We start from the raw sequence: 17,642 nt of genomic DNA, 5'->3' as shown, positions 1-17,642 counted from the left end.
CCGGATATTTTCGGCATGTCGTTGCGGATCCATGCGCGGCGGCAATCGGGCTACTTCCCGACGAGCGCGGCGGCCTGATCCAGTAATTTTCCGGCCCGGGAGATGGCGTCGGCATCGCTGCCGCCACCTGCCGCGCTGACGGTGATGAGAACGCCGTCCTGGATCACCTGTCCGGTGATCGCAGATTGCTTCCGGCCACCCGGCAGTGCGGTGTCTGTCCGGTACGCGACGGTGCCCGGGGTTGAGCCGACTCCGGCCAGCTTGGTCAGTTTGAGGTCCACTTTCGTGCCATTGGTCGTGAATGAAAGGGCTGAGCACTTATTGAAGTCCTCGACCTGGGCGAGTCCCTTGTTGAGGAGCTTGGCGTCAGCCCGGAACGCCAGGGAGACACCCGTGGAAGCGCCCGTCCCGGCATCTTGGGCCACCCCCGCCGCGACCGCCGTGCCCTCGGTCGAGGCTGCCTGGCCACCAAGGGCCAGAGCCGCGCACTCCGCGGGTTCCACCGAGATCGATGCCAGCAAGGACTTTGCCTGTTCGACCGACTTCTTGAGATCGGCAAGCGGCATCACGGTGAGCGGCTTGCCGTGCGCATCCTTCAACTGTGCCACGAGGGCCGTCAGTTCATCGCTCGTGTAAGCCTTGGCTTGCGTCTGGGTGGGAGTAGGCGTCGTGGCCGCGCTGGGAACCGTGGTTGCGGCCTGGGCTTGCGCACTCTTGGCTGTATCCGGCGAGCCGGTGGGCGTGCCACATGCGGCCAATCCCATGGCGCCCCAGGCGAGGAGCGCCGAGGCCCCGAAAATGCGCAGCACTGATGTCTTCATGTTTCCCCCAAAAAACTAGACCGGCCAGCCGGCATTTGCCCGCTAGAAGAGCACTGTAGCGAACGTGCCCACCTGGCGAAAGCCCACCCGATCGTAGGTGGCGCGTGCCTTGGCGTTGAACCCGTTGACGTACAGGCTGGTCACCGGCGCGAGGGTCTGGGCGAGGACGACGACGGCGGCCATGTAGCCCGCGCTCAGTCCCAGTCCGCGGAAGTCGGGATTCATCCAGACGCCCTGGACCTGGGTCACTTCCGGCGTGACGGCGCCGAGTTCGGCCTTGAAGACGACATCGCCGGCAGCGTTCACGTGCACGAGGGAATGGCCCTGGCGGATGAGGCTCTTGACGCGCCGGCTGTAATACTCCCTGCCGCCGAGGTAGGGCGAATAGCCCACTTCTTCCTCAAACATTGCGGCGCATGCGGGCAGGATCTTGTCGAAGTCAGCCAGCTGGCCAAAGCCGAGTGCGGGTTCGGGCCGGACGGCGGGCGGCCCCGCAATCGTCAGCAGGGGCTGGTGGTCCCGGACTTCGTGGGCCGTCTGGCCGAGCTGCTCCAGCGCCGCGTAGAGAGCCAGCACAGTTTCGGCGGGGCCAAAGATCGAGGCGTAGCGGCGCCCGGAGCGGTGCGCGGCCATCGCAATGAGGCCGGCGAGCTCGGGCGCCAGCTCGATCGGCACCAGGTTGGCGCCGGCCCAGCAGGCACCGAGGAGGGTGCCGCCGTCGAACACGCCAAGAATGCTGGCGCCCCCGGCCGTGGGAGACGCCGTACCGGCGGTCTCCAGATGCGAGAGGATGAAGACATTGGCGACGGCGTCCCGGTGCGCCAGGGCCAGCAGTTGTCCGGTGTCCGCGCCGCCAAGGACCCGGACGACGACGCCGGGAGCGGCGTCGTCCTTACGAGACGCTAACCACGGGGCTACCCTTGACAGCATCTTCGCCATCGGCGTCCCCCATCTCTTCTGCGATACGCATGGCTTCTTCGATCAGTGTCTCAACAATCTGATCCTCCGGGACAGTCTTGATGACCTCGCCCCTGACAAAGATCTGGCCCTTGCCGTTGCCGGAGGCAACGCCGAGATCGGCCTCGCGGGCCTCGCCGGGACCATTGACCACGCAGCCCATGACTGCCACGCGCAGCGGGACTTCCATCCCTTCCAGGCCAGCGGTGACCTGCTCGGCGAGCGTGTAGACGTCCACCTGGGCGCGGCCGCAGGACGGGCAGGAAACGATTTCCAGCTTGCGGGGGCGAAGGTTGAGCGACTGCAGGATCTGGTTGCCCACCTTGATTTCCTCGACCGGCGGGGCCGAGAGGGAGACGCGGATGGTGTCGCCGATCCCGCGGGAGAGCAGGGCGCCAAACGCCGTGGCGGACTTGATGGTGCCCTGGAAGGCCGGTCCGGCCTCCGTGACGCCGAGGTGCAGGGGCCAGTCGCCCTTTTCGGCCAGCATCTCGTAGGCGGCGACCATGATGACCGGGTCGTTGTGCTTGACGGAGATCTTGAAGTCGTGGAAACCGTGCTCCTCGAAGAGCGACGCCTCCCAGACGGCGGATTCCACGAGGGCTTCCGGGGTGGCCTTGCCGTATTTCTTCATGATGCCCGGTTCCAGGGATCCGGCGTTGACGCCGATCCGGATGGAGGTGCCGTGGTCCTTGGCGGCGCGGGCGATCTCCTTGACCTGGTCATCGAACTTGCGGATGTTGCCCGGGTTCACGCGCACGGCGGCACAGCCGGCCTCGATCGCGGCGAAGACGTACTTCGGCTGGAAGTGGATGTCCGCGATCACCGGGATCTGGGACTTCTTGGCGATGATCGGCAGCGCCTCGGCGTCATCGGCCGACGGGCAGGCGACGCGCACGATGTCGCAGCCGGAGGCCGTGAGTTCCGCGATCTGCTGCAAGGTGGCGTTGATGTCGGTCGTCGGCGTAGTGGTCATGGACTGGACGCTGATGGGCGAATCGGAGCCGACGCCGACTGATCCCACCTTGATCTGGCGCGTCTTGCGGCGGGGGGCAAGAACGGGGGGCGGTGCTGACGGCATTCCCAGGCTGACCGAGGTCACATGGACTCCCTTTTAGAATTCGAAGTTGCGAAGGTGCGGGCGGGACGGGCTAGGCGTGCTCGGCCAGAAGACCGGTCAGCGGCGCCCACACGGTGGTGCGGGTGCCCGAGATGGCACCGGCGGCTGCGAAGGGGTCCTGCCGCAGAAGGTCATTCAAGGCCGCCTCATCGGCGGCCTTGAAGATGAGCAGCGCGCCTGCACCGTCGCCGTAAGGGCCGCTGGCCAGCAGGGCGCCGTCACGGGCAAGATCCGCGGTCCATTCGCGGTGCGCCGGGCGGCTGGCATCGCGGACCTCGGATGATTCGGCGTCGTACACGTACTCCACAGCAAAAACAGTCATATGGATACACTATCGCCCTGTTTGCCCGGTTCCCATCCGGAGGCTCCGGGGCACGCGGTCAGCCGAGGAAGAGGACCTTGGCCAGGGCGGCGACACCGGCTGCCCAGAGCATGGAGGTGAGGGTTCCTATGATGAACCGCTCGGCCGCCACCGGGGTGGCTTTCAACTCGGCAAACCGGCCGAGGCCCTTGATGGCCACGACGTAGGCGATGGCAACGGGCTGGCCGGCCAGGATCGCCAGGCACACGGCGAACCGTTCCAGGATGCCGATAATGGCGCCGCCGCGCAGGATGCGCACGCTGCTGACGGTCTCGGCGGGCGGCGCGGCGGCCGCCGCTGCCGGGGTAGGCGCTGCTGCGTCCGGCCCGGCCGGCTCCGGGGCCGCCTGGAGGTCGGGGTCCGTGGTGGAGTCGGCGGCGGGGTCCTCAGCCGCGTCCCCGCCGGCGCCGGCGCCGCTTCCGGCGTCGGCCCGGTCATCAATGGTGCGGGCGAGGCGGAACACCCAGGCAGTGACCGGCCAGCCGACGAATCCTGCGGTGAGCAGGGCCAGCGTGATCCACAGGGCGTTCACTTCTCTCCTTCGGTGCTGTCGTGGGCGAGGGTCAGCAACAGTTCTGCGGCCGGCCTCGCGGCCCATTCTTCCTGCCAGCCCGAGCGCAGGACTGCGCGGCTCACCGACTGCTCCGTGATTCCGAGTTTCTGTGCCGCTATTTTTTGGCTGCCGTGGGTTCCATGGGTGTCTTGCCGCACCGAGCGCAGCACGTCCACCACCTTCCATTGCGCCGCGGTCCGGTCCTGGACCAGGCGGCCAATCAGTCGGAGCACCGCCTCCGCATTGGCGCAGGCCCTGGCCCCCTGGGATCCGCTGGCGCCGTCCGCGGCCGTGGCTGCTGCATTTGCATTTGCCCGACGGCGGTCGCGGCCGGCAACCACGGCGAGGGGAACATGGGCGGCCGCCCCCTTGGCCCGGTCGACGGCGGACCGGGCCGCCACGAAGGCGGGACCGGAGCCTTCGCGCGGGCTGGCGGGCAGCGGCAGGTCCACCTCCCCCACCCCGATCCCGACATACCAGCGGCCGCTGCGCAGGGCGTGCAAGGCGATCTCCACCACCTCGTCGGCCCGTTCCACGACGCCCTGGACCTCGTCGCCCACCGAACGCTCAAAGCGCCCGGCGGTGGAGAGTGCGCTGAGCCCCTTCAGGAGGCCGGGGACCCGGTCGATGTCGCCCGTGCTGCCGCGCTGGTCGATTGTCATGACGTACATGACCCCAGCCTAGGGAGCTGATCCGGAATAATCAACCGTTTTCAACTGATTACTTAAAATCAGCCTAAATAGGCTTATGAATGATAGTCAGCGGAATTTGGCTGAAATGCCAGCCGGGCCTATCCGAAGAGGTTGACCGGCTTGACGATGTCGGCGTAGATCAGCAGCGCGCCCATGCCCATCAGCAGCACCGCCACCACATACGTCACCGGGAGCAGCTTGGCGATATCGAAGGCGCCGGGATCCGGGCGGCCGAACAGCTTGGCGATCTGGCGCCGGGCCCCCTCGTACAGCGCGCCCGCAATGTGGCCGCCGTCGAGCGGCAGCAGCGGAATGAGGTTGAAGACGGCCAATGCGAAGTTGAGTCCGGCCAGCAAGCCCACCAGGGCGGCGAAGCGGGACTGCAGCGGGACTTCCTCCATCGCGGCGACCTCGCCGGCCACGCGGCCCACGCCCACCACGCTGATGGGGCCGTTGGGGTCCCGAGGTTCCTCGCTGAAGGCTGCCTTGGCCACACCGGCCACGCGCTCCGGCAGGTTCACCACCACACCGGCGACCTGCTTGATGTTCTCCCCCGCCATGGGCAGCACGGCCGACGCCGGCTGCTGCACGAGTGCCGTCTGGGCGCCGATGCCCAGGAAACCGACGTCCTGGTATTGGAGGCTTCCGTCAGCGGCCTTGGCCTGGCGGCCGTCGGGACCGAGAACCGGGCGGGCGGAGAGCACGGGCGTGACGGTCGTCGAGACGGTGGCGCCGCCGCGCTCCACGGTGATGCTCACCTGCCGGCCCGCCGAGGCGCGGATCCAGCCGGTGAGTTCGTCCCACCCGGTGACGGCCTTGCCGTCGAAAGAGGTGATGGTGTCATTCGGCAACAGGCCCGCGGCCGCGGCCGGGGTGGGCTTGCAGTCGGCGGAGTCCGGGTCCACGGTCTCGCCGGCCTTGACCTGGCATTTGGAGACGTCCGCGATCGTGGTGGTCTGGCTGGCGGTGCCGAATCCCATCAGCAGCACCGCGGTCAGCACGACGCCGATCAGCAGGTTCATCGCGGGCCCGCCGAGCATGATGATGATCTTTTTCCAGACCGGCAGCCGGTAGAAGACCCGGGTTTCGTCGCCGGGGCCGATTTCCTCGTGGGCCAGGGAGCGGGCATCGGATGCCAGTGACTGGAACATTCCGGTGCTGGAGGTGCGGACGGTGCCGTCTTCCTTGTTCGGCGGGTACATCCCGATCATGGACACGTAGCCGCCCAGCGGGATGGCTTTGAGGCCGTACTCGGTTTCGCCCCTTTTCTTCGACCAGACGGTGGGTCCGAACCCGATCATGTATTTGGTCACGCGGACCTTGAAGAGCTTGGCCGGGAGCAGGTGCCCGACTTCATGCAGGGCAATGGACACGGCGATGCCGATCGCCACGAAGACGACACCGAGGACAAAGAGGAGGACGGGGCTCATACTGTGATCTGCTGCTTCCTAGACGCTTCTTACGGCTAAACGTTCGTGGGTGCGGGCGCGTGCCCATCCTTCAGCATCCAGTACGGACTCCACCGTCAGCCCGGAGGAGCCTGAGTGTTCGCTGAGGACGGCATCGATGGTGTCCACAATGTCGGTGAACCGGATCTGCCCGGCGTGGAAGGCCATCACCGCTTCCTCGTTCGCGGCATTGAACACGGCCGGGAAGGTGCTGCCCTGCGTGGCGGCCGCCTTCGCGAGGTCGACGGCGGGGAACGCCACGGTGTCCAGCGGCTCGAACGTCCAGCTGGTGGCCTTGCTCCAGTCACAGGCCCTGGCGGATCCGGGGACCCGGTCCGGCCAGCCGAGGCCGAGGGCGATGGGCAGGCGCATGTCCGGCGGCGAGGCTTGGGCGATCGTGGAGCCGTCGACGAACTGGACCATGGAATGCACCACAGACTGCGGGTGGACCACGACGTCGATCTTCTCCAGGGGGATGTCGAAGAGCAGGTGCGCCTCGATCACCTCCAGGCCCTTGTTGACCAGGCTGGCGGAGTTGGTGGTGACCATCAGGCCCATGTCCCACGTGGGGTGGGCCAGGGCGTCCTGCGGTGAGACGTCGTGCAGTTCGTCCCGGGTCTTGCCGCGGAACGGCCCGCCCGATGCCGTCAGGATCAGCCGGTCCACTTCCGCGGCGGAGCCGGAGCGCAGGCACTGGGCAATGGCCGAGTGCTCCGAATCCACAGGCACGATCTGCCCTTCGCGGGCCGCGGCCTTGACCAGGGCGCCGCCGACGATCAGGGACTCCTTGTTGGCCAGTGCCAGCGTGGCCCCGGAGGCGAGGGCGGCCAGGGTGGGGGCAAGTCCGATGGAGCCGGTGATGCCGTTGAGGACGACGTCGGCGGTGATTTCCGCGATCCGGGTGGAGGCGTCGGGGCCGGTGATGAGTTCGGGGCTGTACCCGATGAGTCCTGCCGCGCGGGCGGCGTCGTCGATCATGCGCCGGAGGGCGGAGGCATCACCGGAGGCGACACCGACAGCCTGGGCGCGGGTGTGGACGGCCTGCCGGGCCAGGAGTTCGAGGTTGCTGCCGCCGGCGCTGAGCGCGACGACCTCAAAAAGGTGCGGGGCGCCGTCGACGACGTCAATCGCCTGTGTGCCGATGGACCCGGTGGACCCGAGGAGGACGATTTTGCGCGGCTGCATGATTCAAGTATCCCGCACCGCGCCGGTGCGCCGCGTCCGCCTCGAGGTGGCACTTCACGGCAGTCGCCGCGTGCAGCAGTGCCGTGAAGTGCCAGCTCGACGCCGTCGGGTTGAGTCTTCCGCCGCTCGTTGACGCAGCAGGGCGGAGGCGTAACGTGGAAAACGTGGAGTGGACCGCGTGGTTCGACGCGCCGGAGTACGAGTTCGCCCGGCAGGTGCTGCAGCGCAGCACCGCCACCCTGTATTTCGTGGCCTTCCTCTCCTCGCTGAACCAGTTCCCGGCCCTCCTCGGCGAGCGCGGCCTGTTGCCGGTGCCGGCGTATCTCGAGGGCTTCAACCGTTTGGGCCGGCCCAGCCTGTTCCGCTGGCGCTACTCGGACCGGCTGCTGCGGACGGTGTGCTGGAGCGGCATGGCCATTGCCGCCACGCTCATCGCCGGGCTGCCGCAGCTCGGGCCGCCGTGGGTTCCGCTCATCGCGTTCCTGGCCCTGTGGCTGTTGTACATGTCGATCGTGAACGTGGGGCAGACGTTCTACGGCTTCGGCTGGGAGATGCTGCTGCTGGAGGCCGGGTTCACGGTGGCCTTCCTTGGCTCCGACCAGACTCCCCCGCCCCGGACCATCCTGATCCTGCTGGTCTGGCTGGTGTTCCGGCTGGAGTTCGGCGCCGGCCTGATCAAGATCCGGGGCGGCCAGGAATGGCGGGACCTGACGGCGCTGTACTACCACCACGAGACCCAGCCGATGCCGGGGCCGCTGAGCCGGCAGGCCCACCTGCTCCCCAAGGCCTGGCACCGGCTGGAGGTCCTGGGCAACCATTTCGCCCAACTGGTGGTGCCCTTCTTCCTCTTTGCCCCGCAGCCGCTGGCCAGCGCCGCCGCCGGAATCATCATCTTCACCCAGCTGTGGCTGGTGGCGAGCGGAAATTTCGCCTGGCTGAACTGGATGGCGATCATCCTGGCCTTCGCGGCGGTCAGCGATCCCGTGGCGCACGCCGTGATTCCGGCGATCCCGCTGGACTGGCATGCCGCGGCTGTGTCCCCGTCCGCAGGAACCGGAGCAGGAGCGGCGGTGGGCGCAGCCGGGGTGGGCAGCCAGGCGCCGGTTCCTTGGCTGGTGGTGGTCCTTGTGGCCACCGTGCTGCTGGTGGTGCTCAGCTACCGGCCCATCGAGAACCTCTTCTCCCACCACCAGTTGATGAACGCATCCTTCAACCGCTGGCAGTTGGTCAACACCTACGGCGCGTTCGGCACCGTCACGAAGCGGCGGATCGAGATCGTGGTGGAGGGGACCCTCGACGAGGACCCCGGGGACGACGCGGACTGGCGGGAGTACGGGTTCAAGGGCAAGCCCGGCGACGTCCGGCGCATCCCGCGCCAGTACGCCCCATACCACCTGCGGCTGGACTGGCTGATGTGGTTCCTGCCGCTGCGTACCGTGCACGAGGAGTGGTTCTACGCGTTCCTGGCCAAGCTGCTGGCTGCGGACCGGCCCACGCTGCGGCTGCTGCGCCACGACCCGTTCGACGGCGGACGGCCGCACTGGATACGTGCCACCAGCTACCTCTACCATTTCTCCACCCGGGCCGAGTTCCGTGCGACGGGCCAGCGCTGGATCCGGACCCCGCTGTATGTCGTCATCCCGCCGTCGCGGCTCCCGGCGCCGCGCCCGACGTCGGAGGCGTGAGGCCCGGCGTCGGAGGCGTGCGGCCCGGGGCGGTGCGGCCCCGGGCGGTGCGGCCCGGGGCGGTGCGTTGCCGGGGGCCCGTTTACCGCAAATGGCCGGAATGAGTGTCGTCATTCCGGCCATTTGCGGCAATTCAGTTCAACGCCCGCGCTTAGACGGACACCTCTTCCTTCGCCGGCGCAGCCTCCAACGTTGCCTGGCGGCGGCGCAGCCACCACGAGGCGGCGAAGATCAGTGCCATGGAGACGTACACCACCAGGGCGAACGGCGAGGCGAACAGGGCCGTGGGGTCGTTTTGCGAGAGCTGCAGCGAGCGCCGCAACTGCACCTCGAACATCGGTCCCAGGATCATCGCCACCACCATGGGCGCCACGGGATAGCCGTAGCGGCGCATGAAGTAGCCCAGGATGCCCACCACCAGCAGGATGCCGACGTCGCTCGGGGAGAAGTTCACCGAGAACGCGCCGAGGGCGGCGAAGACCAGGATGCCGGCGTAGAGGTAGGGCCGCGGGATCTGCAGGATCTTCACCCACAGGCCCACCAGGGGCAGGTTCAGCACCAGGAGCATAAGGTTGCCGACGTACAGCGATGCGATCAGGGTCCAGACAAGCGCGCCCTGGTTTTCGAACAGGAGCGGGCCGGGCTGGATCTGGTAGCGCTGGAACGCCGTGAGCATCATGGCCGCCGTCGCCGTCGTCGGGATTCCGAGGGTCAGCAACGGCACCAGGACACCGGCGGCCGCGGCGTTGTTGGCCGCTTCCGGTCCGGCGACGCCTTCGATCGCGCCTTTGCCGAACTGGGCCTTGTTGGCGCCCTTGGCCAGCTTCCGCTCGGCGGCGTAGGACAGGAATGTGGAGACGTCCGCGCCGCCGGCCGGGACGGTGCCGATCGGGAACCCGATGAAGGTTCCGCGCAGCCACGGCTTCCAGGACCGCTTCCAGTCCTCCTTGGACAGCCAGGCGTTCTTGCCCTTGCTGACCGGGATCAGCTCCACCGGGCCGTGCCGCAGCTTCGATGCGACATAAAGCGCCTCGCCGAGGGCAAAGAGGCCCACGGCCACGAGGACCATGTCGACGCCGTCAACCAGGGTGGGGTTGTCGAACGTGAAGCGCTGCTGGGCCGTGCTGTCATCGATGCCGATCAGGCCGATGAACAGCCCGAGCGCCAGGGATGCCAGGCCGCGCAGGACGGAGGCGCCCAGCAGCGCACCGACGGTCAGGAAGGCCACCACCATGAGGGCCACGTAGTCCACGGGGCCGAGGCCGACGGCGAAGTCGGCCACGACGGGCGCCAGGAAGGTCAGCAGGACCGTGGCGATGGTGCCCGCGATGAAGGATCCGATCGCCGCCGTCGCCAGGGCTGCCGCTCCCCTGCCGGCCTTGGCCATCTTGTTTCCTTCAAGCGCCGTGACAATCGAGGAGGACTCGCCCGGCGTGTTCAGCAGGATGGAGGTGGTGGAACCGCCGTACATGCCGCCGTAGTAGATCCCGGCGAACACGATCAACGCGGCCGCGGGGTCCAGGGCATAGGTGATGGGCATGAGCAGGGCCACGGTCATGGCGGGGCCAATGCCGGGCAGCACGCCGACGGCGGTGCCGACGAAGACTCCGCCCAGGGCGTAGAGCAGGTATACGGGCTGCAGCGCGGTGCTGAATCCCTCGAGCAGGAGCATGAAGCTATCCATGGAAGAACGGCACCCCCTCGAACAGCGGCCCTGGCGGCAGGGAAACACCGAGCAGGCCGCCGAAGACGTACTGCAGCACCAGCGCCAGGATCACGGACACGGCGATCGCCTTCCAGAGGGGTTTGGCGTCCAGGGACCAGGCGGCACCGCTGAAGAGCACGGCGGCGGCCACCGGCCAGCCGGCCGGCTCGATCAGGAAGATGTGCAGCACCACGAAACCCACGAGTTTGGCCAGGGCCACCCAGTCGGTCTTGGCGGTCGCGTCCAGGTCTTCGCTGTCCTCGGCCTGCCCGACTTTGCCGCGGAGGACCTGCAGGATCACCCCGGCGCCGCACAGCACCAGCATGCCGCACACGATGTAGGGGAAGGCCCGCGGGCCGATGCCGGTCTCCGAGGGCGGGATCGGAATGGATCCCGCCGTCGCCAGGCCCGCGACGCCCACGCTGACGAACACGAGGGCGAACAGGATCTCCCCGGTCGGCCGCTTGGCGGGCGCCGCAGGGGGCGCCGCGGCGGGTGCAGACGTTGATGCGAGGTCAGACACTGTTACTTGACCAGGCCGATCTGGGTCAGGGTGGTCTTGACCTTGGCGATGTCCTCGGTCAGGAAGGTCTTGAAGCCGTCACCGGCCAGGAACGCGTCGTCCCAGTTGTTCTTGGTCAGGGTGGACTTCCAGGCCTCTGACGCGTGCAGCTTGGTGACGACGTCGGTCAGCTTCGCTCGCTGGGCGTCGTCGATGGACCCGGGGGCCACCACGCCGCGCCAGTTGGTCAGCACGACGTCGATCCCCTGGTCCTTGAGCGGCTTGATCCCGGGAAGCGCCGGGGCCTCGGCCTTTCCGGAGACGGCGAGCGCCCGGACCTTGCCGGCCTTGACCTGTTCGGCATACTCGCCCACGCCGGAGATGCCGGCCTGGACCTTGTTGCCGAGCAGCGCCGCGATGGACTCGCCGCCGCCGGAGTAGCCGATGTAGTTCAGCTTGTCCGCCTCCACGCCCTGGGATTTCAGGATCTGCCCGGCCAGGATGTGGTCCGCGCCCCCGGCCGAGCCACCCGTGATGGCCACGCCCTTGCCGTTGGCCTTGATGTCCGCGACGAGGTCGGCGACCGACTGGTATTTCGACGACGCCGGCACCACGAGAACCAGCGGCTCTTCGGTGAGCCGCGCGATCGGGGTGGTGTCTTCGAGCCGGGTCTTGGCGCCATTGGTCTCGACCGCACCCACCATGACGTAGCCCATCACCATGAGGGTGTTGACGTCCTTCTCGGTGGCGAGCTTGGCGAGGCCGTTGGTCCCGCCGCCGCCGCCAATGTTGGTGACCTGGGCGGAGGAGACGAGCTTGTTGGTCTGCAGGTCCTGCTGAATGGCGCGTCCGGTCTGGTCCCAGCCGCCGCCGGGGTTGGCCGGGACGATGATGCTGAGCTTCTTGATCGGATCGGCGCCCGCGGACGCGCCGGCAGCGGTGCCGGTTCCGCTTCCCGCGCAGGCGGACATGGCCAGGACGACTCCGGCGGCGCCGGCAATGAGGGCGGCGCGACGTGTGTGGGTGGGACGCGTGAAAGCGGGCCGCGTGAAAAAGTTCTGGGCAGTCATGGTTTCTCCTTGGGCGAATGTGATGCACATCATTGGAATCACGTCACTGACCCTAGGAGCGCCCGTCGAACGGCAACAGCATTTGGCCGTAGAGGTAGTAGTGGTCATATTGGTCACGGCCCCGGCCGTCTTTTTGGCGGGCGGGCTGCGCCCCCAATGGGAAACTTGTGACATGTTTCACAGGATTCCCCTTCGGTTCCAGCTGGTCGCTTTGCAGCTGGGCATCGTGCTGGCTGTCCTCACGGTGGTGGGGGCCGTGACCATCCGGATGCAGGAACAACAGCTCCGTGACGCCTACAAGGGCCGGCTGATCGGCGTCGCCGAAAGTGTTGCCCAGTTGCCCTCGGTCATCAACGCGTTCGGCACATCGTCGCCGGCGCAGACCATCCAGCCGATCGCGGAAGTCATCCGGCAGGCATCCAACGTCACCTATGTGGTGGTGACGGACCGGCACGGGGTCCGTCAGTCGCACCCCAATCCGGCGGAAATCGGCCGGCCGGTCTCCACCGATCCGTCCGTGCCGCTGTCCGGGGAGATCTACGTGGGTACCCAGACGGGCACGCTCGGTGAGTCCTGGCGGGTGAAGGTTCCCATCTTCGATGCGGCCGGCGCCGTGATCGGCTCCGCATCCGTGGGGGTGCTGGAGAGCACCCTGGCCGCCGACCTCCATGAGGACATGCCGCAGCTGTTCGGCTGGCTGCTCGGGGCGGCGCTGCTGAGTTCGCTGGGCGCGATGTATGTCTCGAAACTGGTGTGGCGGCGGATCTACAAACTCGAGCCCGAGGACATCGCTGCCCTGCTCGAAACGCGCGACGCCATGCTCCACGGCCTGGGTGAAGGACTGGTGGCGGTCGACGCCGACGGCAGGGTCGCGCTGGTCAACGATGAGGCACGCCGCCTGCTCGCCCTGGCAGGGGACATCACCGGGACCCCTGCAGCGGCAAGCCTGGAACCGGCGGTCCTCCGCTTGCTCTCGGCCGGGTCCGCCACGGAGGAACTGGTGCTCTCGGGTGAACGGATTCTGCTGGGCAAGGTCAATGCGGCCACCGTCGACGGCCGCGAAGTCGGCAAAGTGCTGATCCTGCGCGACCGCACGGAGCTCCACACCGTCCTGCGTGACCGCGACGGCGCCGTGGACGTGACGCAGGCGCTCCGCGCCCAGGCGCACGAATTTGCCAACAAACTGCACGTCATCTCCGGGCTGCTGGAGCTTGGAAAGCAGGACAAAGCCATCGAATACCTGGGCCGCAGCCACAACGACGCCGTCTTCGCGAACCGGCCGCTGGCGGCCGGAATCACCGACCACGGCGTCCAGGCGCTGCTGATCGCGAAGTCCACGGTCTGCGCCGAGCGCGGCATCGAGATCATCGTCAGCCCGGATTCGCTGTGCTCGGTTGATGACTCGGGCGACGTCATCACGGTGCTGGGCAACCTGATCGACAACGCTGTGGACGCTGCGGGTTACGACAGCACTGTTGCCATCCGGCTGGGCGAGAGCGCCGACGGCGGGCGGACCATCGTGGTGGAGGACGACGGACCCGGCGTCCCGGTTCCTGAACGCGCTAAAGTGTTCGAGCCCGGCGTGACCAGCAAGGAGTCCGAGGGAATCAACAGCCGCGGGTTTGGGCTGGCCCTGGTCCAGCGGGTTGCCCTCCGGCGCGGAGGCCGGGCGGCAGTATCCTCATCGGCGTTGGGCGGAGCCTGCTTCTCGGTAGTGCTCAGAACAAAAGAGGCGGAACTACAAAACCAATGAACGCCATACGCACCCTCATCATTGACGATGACGTAGCAGTGGCCGGGATCCATCACGGGTTCCTGCTGGCACGCGGCGGATTCGACGTCGTGGCCATGGCCCACACCGGGCAGCAGGGCATCGATCTGGCCGCGGAGCTGGGCCCGGAGCTGGTGTTGCTGGACATCCATCTGCCGGACATGTCCGGCCTGGACGTCCTGCAGCGGCTGCGCGCGCGCCGGCGGCCCGTGGATGTCCTCGTGATCACCGCGTCCCGGGAGCTGGACACGGTCCGCGGCGCGATGGCCGGCGGGGTGCTGCACTACCTGGTCAAGCCCTTCTCCTCGCAGGCATTGAACGAACGGCTCGACGAGTACGTCATGCTGCGGGACGATCTGGCCTCCGGCGCTTCCGGGCCGCTTGACCAGGCGAGCATCGACCGCCTGGTGGCGCCCTCCCGCCGGTCCGCGGTGGCGGAAACCCCGGCGAGTCAGCCCGCCCAGCCAGACCAGGCCGCCGTACGGCTGCCCAAGGGACTGTCGCGCCCCACCCTGGACGCGGTCATCGAGGCACTGAAGGCCAGTCCGGAGGACGTCTCCGCGGCCGGCCTGGCGCTGCAACTGGGCCTGTCCCGGGTCAGCGCCCGCCGCTACCTCGAGTACCTCGTGGTTCACGGCCATGCCCGGCTGACGCCCCGCTACGGAGCCGCGGGCCGGCCGGAGAACCGCTATCTCTGGCGCCGCTGAACATGTCCGGTTCTTGGAGGCAGCAATGAGCATGTCCAATTCATGACGGCCACACCGAGCATGTCCAGTTCATGACGGCCACACGGGACACGTGGCACAAATGCGGGGCACGGGCCTGGGGTTGCGCGGCACAGGGCACCCATTTGACGCAGATGGCCGCAATAGGATCAGCCAATCCGGCCATCTGTGACGAATCGGCGAAGTCCAGCCCGGCAGGGTCCCACCTCGGCACCCACGAACATGCCCGGCGCCAGCCCCGGGACGCCGGCCACCCAGGGACCCATCGGAACAAGGCCTCGGAGAATGGTCGAGGATTCAGAGCCACAGGGCACCCAATTGACGCAGATGGCCGCAATAGGATCAGCCAATCCGGCCATCTGTGGCGAATCGCGAAGTCCAGTCCGGCAGGATCCCACCTCGGCACCCACGAAGTTGCCCGGCGCCAGCCCCGGGACGCCGGCAGCCGCCCAGGGACCCCTCGGCACAAGGCCCCGGAGAATGGGCGAGGATTCAGAGCCACAGGGCACCCATTTGACGCAGATGGCCGCAATAGGATCAGCCAATCCGGCCATCTGTGGCGAATCGCGAAGTCCAGCCCGGCAGGATCCCACCTCGGCACCCACGAAGTTGCCCGGCGCCAGCCCCGGGACGCCGGCAGCCACCCAGGGACCCATCGGCACAGGACCTCGGAGAATGGTCGAGGATTCAGAGCCACGGGGCACCCAATTGACGCAGATGGCCGCAATACGATCAGCCAATCCGGCCATCTGTGGCGAATCGCGAAGTCCAGCCCGGCAGAGCTTCACCCGGGCACACGCTGGTTGGCACACGCTGGTGGGCACACGCTGGTGGGCACACGCTGGTGGGCACACGTTGGTGGGCAGCCGGCCCGCGGTCAGGACCCGACGCGGCCCGCGCGGCGCAGTGTGGACGCGGCGTGCTTGAGGATGGGCCCGTCGACCATCTTGCCCTTGAACTGGAAGACGCCCGAGCCTGCCGCGGAGGCGGCATCGAGCAACTCCGCGGCTGCCGAGACGTCGGCCTCCGAGGGTGCATAGGCTTCGCGGACCACGGCCACCTGGTCCGGATGGATGCAGGCCTTGGACGAGAATCCGGACGCCACCGCGTCACGTGATTCAAGTGCCAGTCCGGCCAGATCCGGGATGTTGACGTAGACGGCGTCGATCGCGTCCTTGCCGAAGGCGCCGGCGGCCAGCAGCACGCTGGAACGGGCGTGCAGCGCGACGGCCCGGTAGCTGCCGTCCTCCGCCCGGCTGGAGGTTCCGCCGAGCGATGCCAGCAGGTCCTCCGCACCCCACATCAGGGCCACCACGTTGGGCTCGGCGGCGATGGCGGCGGCGTTGAGGACGCCGGCGGCCGTCTCGCAGAGGGCAATCACGCTGTAGCCCTCGAGTTCCCTCAGCTGGGCAGCGCTCTCCGCCTTGGCCAGCATGATGTGCCGGTACGGCGTGTGCTTGAGGCAGTGCAGGTCCTTCTCGAACTCGTCCGTGCCGGCCGGGTTGACCCGGACGACCGTGCGGGACGGATCCAGTTCCGGGACGTCGCCGGTGGCGCCGAGCTGGGCGAGGATGGCGCCGCGGGCCCGCTGCTTGTCGGCAGGGGCGACGGCGTCCTCAAGGTCCACGATCACGGTATCGGCGCGTTCCGCGGCTTTTTGGTACCGCTCGGGGCGGTCGGCGGGGCAGAACAGCAGGGCAGGGCCCATCAGGAAACTCATGTCTCTATTCTCCCCTTTTGCGCCGCTTCCAGCTCGGCAGCGGCGTGGGCCTCGCGTGTCCACATCAGGCAGCTGCGGGCGGCGAGCGCAACCACGTCCCCGTGCTGGTTCCGTCCGGTGTGCTGCATGGTCACGATGCCCTGCCCCGGGCGGGTCGCGGACAGCCTCTTCCCGGTCACCACCGTCTCCGTGTACAGGGTGTCCCCGTGGTACAGCGGGTTCGGAAAAGACACATCCGTCAGGCCGAGCTGGGCGATGATGGTGCCCTGGGTCAGCTGCGGCACGGACTGGCCCACCACGGTGGCAAGGGTGAACATCGAATTCATCAGCCGCTGGCCGAAGGGCTGCCCGGCGCTCCAGGCCGCGTCGAGGTGCAGGGCCTGGGTGTTCATGGTCATGGTGGTGAACAGGACGTTATCCGTCTCCGTGAGCGTCCGGCCCGGCCGGTGGGCGTAGACCACGCCCTCCTCCAGCTCATCGAAATAGAGGCCGCGCTGCTCGATCACCCGGGGGGTGCCGGTACCCGGGTGTGCGCCTGCGCCCGGTGAAGTCGTGCCTGCATCACTCATACGGTCAGTTCCTGGTCTTCCTCAAAGAGTTCGGCTCCGGTGGCCGCCACGACGTCCTCCACGGACACGTTCGGCGCCAGTTCGCGCAGCACCAGGCGGGACTTCCCGCCCTCGGTCACGACGTCGATCACGGCGAGGTCGGTGATGATCCGGTCCACGCAGCCCTTGCCGGTCAACGGCAGCGTGCAGGTTTCCACGATTTTCGGCTTACCGTTGCGGTCCACGTGATCCATCATCACGATCACCTTCTTGGCCCCGAACACCAGGTCCATCGCGCCGCCCATGCCCTTGACCATCTTGCCCGGGATCATCCAGTTGGCGAGGTCGCCGTTGACGGCGACCTCCATCGCGCCGAGCACGGCCACGTCGACGTGGCCGCCCCGGATCATGCCGAAGGAGGCGGCGGAATCGAAGAACGCCGCGCCCTTGTTGACCGTGACGGTTTCCTTGCCGGCATTGATCAGGTCCGGGTCGACTTCATCCTCGGCCGGGTACGGCCCGACACCCAGGATGCCGTTTTCCGAATGCAGCACCACCTCGACGCCGGCCGGAATGTAGTTGGGTATCAGCGTCGGCATGCCGATGCCGAGGTTGACGTACTGGCCGTTGTGCAGCTCCTGCGCCACCCGGGCCGCGAGTTCGTTGCGGGTCCAGCCCTTGCCCTCAGTACCGGCGTCGTGTTCGACGGCGGAGCGCCGGTATTCGTGGCGCACGGCCTCGGGACGGGGCGGGGCCTCTGCGGCTTTGTTCGTTTCCAC

General features: G+C 67.8%; 17 protein-coding genes. 3 read left to right on the top strand and 14 right to left on the bottom strand.

Annotated features, from left to right (window positions below):
• Window positions 1-50: 50 nt before the first annotated feature.
• The 8 genes from AC1DNG_RS09530 to dxr form a co-directional block, all read right to left on the bottom strand.
• Window positions 51-821, bottom strand: a complete 771-nt coding sequence (locus AC1DNG_RS09530) for a hypothetical protein (protein ID WP_476887222.1) — start codon at window positions 819-821, stop codon at window positions 51-53.
• 42 nt (window positions 822-863) lie between these two features.
• Window positions 864-1,751, bottom strand: coding sequence for a GNAT family N-acetyltransferase (locus AC1DNG_RS09525; RefSeq protein WP_223914221.1), 888 nt, complete (start codon window positions 1,749-1,751; stop codon window positions 864-866).
• Window positions 1,714-2,880 (bottom strand): flavodoxin-dependent (E)-4-hydroxy-3-methylbut-2-enyl-diphosphate synthase, encoded by a 1,167-nt coding sequence (gene ispG / locus AC1DNG_RS09520; RefSeq protein WP_028277109.1) that lies wholly within the window; start codon window positions 2,878-2,880, stop codon window positions 1,714-1,716. Before ispG ends, AC1DNG_RS09525 begins: the two co-directional genes overlap by 38 nt.
• A gap of 49 nt (window positions 2,881-2,929) precedes the next feature.
• On the bottom strand, window positions 2,930-3,220 hold the full coding sequence (locus AC1DNG_RS09515) for a YciI family protein (RefSeq protein ID WP_476856456.1): 291 nt from the start codon (window positions 3,218-3,220) through the stop codon (window positions 2,930-2,932).
• A 58-nt stretch (window positions 3,221-3,278) separates the two neighbouring features.
• Window positions 3,279-3,791, bottom strand: a complete 513-nt coding sequence (locus tag AC1DNG_RS09510) for a hypothetical protein (RefSeq protein ID WP_476872778.1) — start codon at window positions 3,789-3,791, stop codon at window positions 3,279-3,281.
• Complete coding sequence (locus AC1DNG_RS09505) at window positions 3,788-4,483, bottom strand: MarR family transcriptional regulator (protein ID WP_476872777.1); 696 nt, start codon at window positions 4,481-4,483, stop codon at window positions 3,788-3,790. Before AC1DNG_RS09505 ends, AC1DNG_RS09510 begins: the two co-directional genes overlap by 4 nt.
• Window positions 4,484-4,602: 119 nt before the next feature.
• The gene (locus AC1DNG_RS09500) at window positions 4,603-5,934 is read right to left on the bottom strand and encodes a M50 family metallopeptidase (protein ID WP_476887221.1); all 1,332 of its coding nucleotides are present in this window, start codon (window positions 5,932-5,934) and stop codon (window positions 4,603-4,605) included.
• An 18-nt stretch (window positions 5,935-5,952) separates the two neighbouring features.
• The gene (gene dxr, locus AC1DNG_RS09495; protein WP_476887220.1) at window positions 5,953-7,137 is read right to left on the bottom strand and encodes a 1-deoxy-D-xylulose-5-phosphate reductoisomerase; all 1,185 of its coding nucleotides are present in this window, start codon (window positions 7,135-7,137) and stop codon (window positions 5,953-5,955) included.
• A gap of 164 nt (window positions 7,138-7,301) precedes the next feature.
• On the opposite strand from dxr, the gene AC1DNG_RS09490 reads away from it, so the two are divergent.
• Complete coding sequence (locus AC1DNG_RS09490) at window positions 7,302-8,822, top strand: lipase maturation factor family protein (RefSeq protein ID WP_476849415.1); 1,521 nt, start codon at window positions 7,302-7,304, stop codon at window positions 8,820-8,822.
• A gap of 151 nt (window positions 8,823-8,973) precedes the next feature.
• On the opposite strand, the gene AC1DNG_RS09485 is transcribed toward AC1DNG_RS09490, so the two are convergent.
• From AC1DNG_RS09485 to AC1DNG_RS09475, 3 genes are read right to left on the bottom strand one after another with little or no spacing between them, the layout of a single operon-like run.
• The gene (locus tag AC1DNG_RS09485; RefSeq protein ID WP_476859063.1) at window positions 8,974-10,506 is read right to left on the bottom strand and encodes a tripartite tricarboxylate transporter permease; all 1,533 of its coding nucleotides are present in this window, start codon (window positions 10,504-10,506) and stop codon (window positions 8,974-8,976) included.
• On the bottom strand, window positions 10,499-11,050 hold the full coding sequence (locus AC1DNG_RS09480; protein ID WP_476887219.1) for a tripartite tricarboxylate transporter TctB family protein: 552 nt from the start codon (window positions 11,048-11,050) through the stop codon (window positions 10,499-10,501). Before AC1DNG_RS09480 ends, AC1DNG_RS09485 begins: the two co-directional genes overlap by 8 nt.
• A gap of 2 nt (window positions 11,051-11,052) precedes the next feature.
• Entirely contained in the window at window positions 11,053-12,099 is a 1,047-nt protein-coding gene (locus AC1DNG_RS09475) for a Bug family tripartite tricarboxylate transporter substrate binding protein (protein ID WP_476887218.1), read from the bottom strand.
• A 172-nt stretch (window positions 12,100-12,271) separates the two neighbouring features.
• On the opposite strand from AC1DNG_RS09475, the gene AC1DNG_RS09470 reads away from it, so the two are divergent.
• Window positions 12,272-13,852: an ATP-binding protein gene (locus tag AC1DNG_RS09470; RefSeq protein WP_476887217.1), complete on the top strand. Its 1,581-nt coding sequence runs from the start codon at window positions 12,272-12,274 to the stop codon at window positions 13,850-13,852.
• Window positions 13,849-14,577: a response regulator gene (locus tag AC1DNG_RS09465; protein ID WP_476871554.1), complete on the top strand. Its 729-nt coding sequence runs from the start codon at window positions 13,849-13,851 to the stop codon at window positions 14,575-14,577. Before AC1DNG_RS09470 ends, AC1DNG_RS09465 begins: the two co-directional genes overlap by 4 nt.
• Window positions 14,578-15,472: 895 nt before the next feature.
• On the opposite strand, the gene AC1DNG_RS09460 is transcribed toward AC1DNG_RS09465, so the two are convergent.
• From AC1DNG_RS09460 to AC1DNG_RS09450, 3 genes are read right to left on the bottom strand one after another with little or no spacing between them, the layout of a single operon-like run.
• Window positions 15,473-16,315, bottom strand: coding sequence for an HpcH/HpaI aldolase/citrate lyase family protein (locus AC1DNG_RS09460; RefSeq protein ID WP_476871555.1), 843 nt, complete (start codon window positions 16,313-16,315; stop codon window positions 15,473-15,475).
• Entirely contained in the window at window positions 16,312-16,884 is a 573-nt protein-coding gene (locus AC1DNG_RS09455) for a MaoC family dehydratase (RefSeq protein WP_476871556.1), read from the bottom strand. The genes AC1DNG_RS09460 and AC1DNG_RS09455 overlap by 4 nt, the downstream gene beginning before the upstream one ends.
• Complete coding sequence (locus AC1DNG_RS09450; protein WP_223914040.1) at window positions 16,881-17,642, bottom strand: CoA transferase subunit B; 762 nt, start codon at window positions 17,640-17,642, stop codon at window positions 16,881-16,883. The genes AC1DNG_RS09455 and AC1DNG_RS09450 overlap by 4 nt, the downstream gene beginning before the upstream one ends.

The organism is Arthrobacter sp. 01T425 (genome assembly GCF_056398725.1).
The sequence above is the reverse complement of the archived record's forward strand: the minus strand, read 5'-3'. Positions and strand labels throughout refer to the sequence as shown.

Coding starts and splice junctions, on each gene's coding strand:
- AC1DNG_RS09485 (WP_476859063.1), bottom strand. CDS start 10,506: ATGGATAGCTTCATGCTCCTGCTCGAGGGATTCAGCACCGCGCTGCAG.
- AC1DNG_RS09460 (WP_476871555.1), bottom strand. CDS start 16,315: ATGAGTTTCCTGATGGGCCCTGCCCTGCTGTTCTGCCCCGCCGACCGC.
- AC1DNG_RS09525 (WP_223914221.1), bottom strand. CDS start 1,751: ATGCTGTCAAGGGTAGCCCCGTGGTTAGCGTCTCGTAAGGACGACGCC.
- AC1DNG_RS09470 (WP_476887217.1), top strand. CDS start 12,272: ATGTTTCACAGGATTCCCCTTCGGTTCCAGCTGGTCGCTTTGCAGCTG.
- AC1DNG_RS09465 (WP_476871554.1), top strand. CDS start 13,849: ATGAACGCCATACGCACCCTCATCATTGACGATGACGTAGCAGTGGCC.
- AC1DNG_RS09455 (WP_476871556.1), bottom strand. CDS start 16,884: ATGAGTGATGCAGGCACGACTTCACCGGGCGCAGGCGCACACCCGGGT.
- AC1DNG_RS09500 (WP_476887221.1), bottom strand. CDS start 5,934: ATGAGCCCCGTCCTCCTCTTTGTCCTCGGTGTCGTCTTCGTGGCGATC.
- AC1DNG_RS09475 (WP_476887218.1), bottom strand. CDS start 12,099: ATGACTGCCCAGAACTTTTTCACGCGGCCCGCTTTCACGCGTCCCACC.
- dxr (WP_476887220.1), bottom strand. CDS start 7,137: ATGCAGCCGCGCAAAATCGTCCTCCTCGGGTCCACCGGGTCCATCGGC.
- AC1DNG_RS09505 (WP_476872777.1), bottom strand. CDS start 4,483: ATGTACGTCATGACAATCGACCAGCGCGGCAGCACGGGCGACATCGAC.
- AC1DNG_RS09530 (WP_476887222.1), bottom strand. CDS start 821: ATGAAGACATCAGTGCTGCGCATTTTCGGGGCCTCGGCGCTCCTCGCC.
- AC1DNG_RS09515 (WP_476856456.1), bottom strand. CDS start 3,220: ATGACTGTTTTTGCTGTGGAGTACGTGTACGACGCCGAATCATCCGAG.